The sequence below is a fragment of the Synechococcus sp. W60.3 genome, from assembly GCF_047502615.1.
Lineage (GTDB): Bacteria > Cyanobacteriota > Cyanobacteriia > Thermostichales > Thermostichaceae > Thermostichus.
In genome coordinates this window covers 103,901-106,018 of record NZ_JANSHJ010000006.1, presented here as the reverse complement: position 1 = coordinate 106,018, position 2,118 = coordinate 103,901, and the positions used below count along the sequence as shown (strand labels likewise).

The following is a 2,118-nucleotide window of genomic DNA, read 5'->3' as shown; positions in this document are numbered from 1 at the left end:
CCCTCCAGGCGGAGTTCCCCAAAGTTTAAGGTCTGGCTTTGCCAGGATGGGATCCCAGGGATACTGGCTCCCCTACCGCGTGGCCTCTGGGGCCCGGCAAATGGAGCAGGATGCCTGGCTTCTGCAGCGGCTGCGCCATGACCCTCACCCCTGCCTGCGCTTTTATGGCTGGGATCAGCTTACCCTCTCGCTGGGACGGCACCAGGTTTGGCCAGATCCCCTGCCAGGGATCCCGATTGTGCGCCGACCCACGGGGGGAAGGGCGGTGCTCCATCAGGCGGCTGAGGATGCAGCAGAGCTGACCTACAGCTTGGTGTTGCCCCTTTCTTACTTGCAAGCCAGGTTGCCCAGTTTGCAGCGGGCCTGGGTGTACGACTTCTGTTGCCGCTTTTGGGTGCAGGGGTTGGCGGAGCTGGGCATTGCCATAGATGAGCCCGCTTTTGCTCACGGCCGAAGCCACCGGGATCCCGGCTACCGCAACAAGACCAGTTGCTTTGCCTCCCGTACCCGTGCTGACTTGAGCTGGCAGGGCAAAAAGCTGATGGGCAACGCCCAACTGTGGCAACCTTGGGGGATCCTGCAACAGGGATCCCTCCTATTGCAACCCAATCTAGAGCTGTGGGAACGGTATCTGCCCGGCTCGCAGGTGATTGGTATCTACGACATTTGCCCCACGGCGCCAGGGATCCCTGCTTTGATCGAACATTTTCTCCAGGCCGCCCGGGAGTGCTTTGAAGTGGAATGGCAAGAAGAAGCCTGGCTCCCTTGGCCGGACTGAGGGCCGGTTGCTGTTAACAATTACTAGCAACAAGAAGCGGCTTGTCTCAACCGTTCCCCAACTCCCCTCTCTCCCTGGGAAAAGGACTGCCAGTCTAGCCGAGACAGCTGTGCTAGAACCTAGGCAGCGCTCAGCCAGGTAAGCCATGCCGAAAGTTTGGGCGGCAGTTTTGCTAGTTGTATCCCTGCTGCCGCAGCCCGCTTGGGCCATTACCCTTGAACAAGTGCCCAACCCCCGCCGTCAGTATGGAGGGTGGGTTTCCGATACCGCCAACATCCTCAGCAGCAGCACCGAAAACGAGCTCAACCGTCTTATCACTCAGCTTGAGCAGCGCACCAGTGCCGAGATGGCAGTGGTTACCGTGCCGAATACTCAGGGATATGCAACACCAAAAGACTTCACCACGCAGCTATTTAACTACTGGGGGATCGGCAAGGCAGACCAAAACAACGGGGTTTTGTTTCTCATCTCGGTAGGGGATCGGCGGGTGGAAATCGAAACGGGCAGGGGCCTGGTCGCTATCCTCCCCGACAGCCGAGTCCAGCAGATTATCGACCAGCAGATCCTGCCTCGGTTTCGCAATGGGGATTTTGATGGCGGCACTCTGGCGGGGGTGCGGCAGTTGACCTCGGTGTTGCAGGGCCAGCCCGTTGCCAATGTTCCTGCGGCAGCTTCTGGAATTACCACCTCAACGATTGCAACTTCTTCTGGGGCAGTGGCCCAGGGCATTGATTCTTCCCTGGTGGAAGGGATCCTGCTGCTGCTGGGGATCATCATTTTGGGACTGGGGTGGCAGCGCTCTCGCATGCCCGTCTCTCTAAGGGCTGAGCGAGGGGGAAGACAAGTCCTCTCCCTGACACGCAGAGATCAAGGAACAGGTGCTGTGCTCTCTTCGGTTCAGAGCGACCCCATTCGTCTCTTCCTCTATTCGGGATCCCTCTGCCTTGGCGTGTTCCTAGGATTGTCCAGCGGCAACTGGCTGGGGTTCGCTCTGCCGGTTGTGGCTGCTATGGCCACTGACGGCACCTTGGGCCGGAAGCGTGGGATCCCTTTTCAGCCAGTGGTCTGTCAAGCCTGTGGTCGACCCATGCGACTCATCCAGCCCCAGCTTCTGGATAAGTACCTTCCCCAAGAGCATCGCCTGGCCAGGAGCCGCGGCAGAGCTCGCTACTACGGCTGGTTTTGTCCTACCTGTCAAGGAATAGCTGTGGTTGTGCGCGAAGGCACGCTCTCCCGACACCTTTACTGCCCTCGGTGCCAAGCCCTCACCCTCGACCTCACCACACAGGTTCTCAGGGAAGCCACCTATTCCTCTAGCGGCTTGAAGCTGGAAATCCTGA

General features: G+C 59.3%; 2 protein-coding genes. Both read left to right on the top strand.

Annotation, left to right across the window (positions count from 1 at the left end):
* On the top strand, window positions 1-778 hold a 778-nt coding region (locus tag NW846_RS03890; RefSeq protein WP_414515345.1), incomplete at its 5' end, for a lipoyl protein ligase domain-containing protein.
* A gap of 145 nt (window positions 779-923) precedes the next feature.
* Window positions 924-2,118 (top strand): TPM domain-containing protein (locus NW846_RS03885; RefSeq protein WP_414515343.1); only part of this gene is annotated, 1,195 nt, incomplete at its 3' end.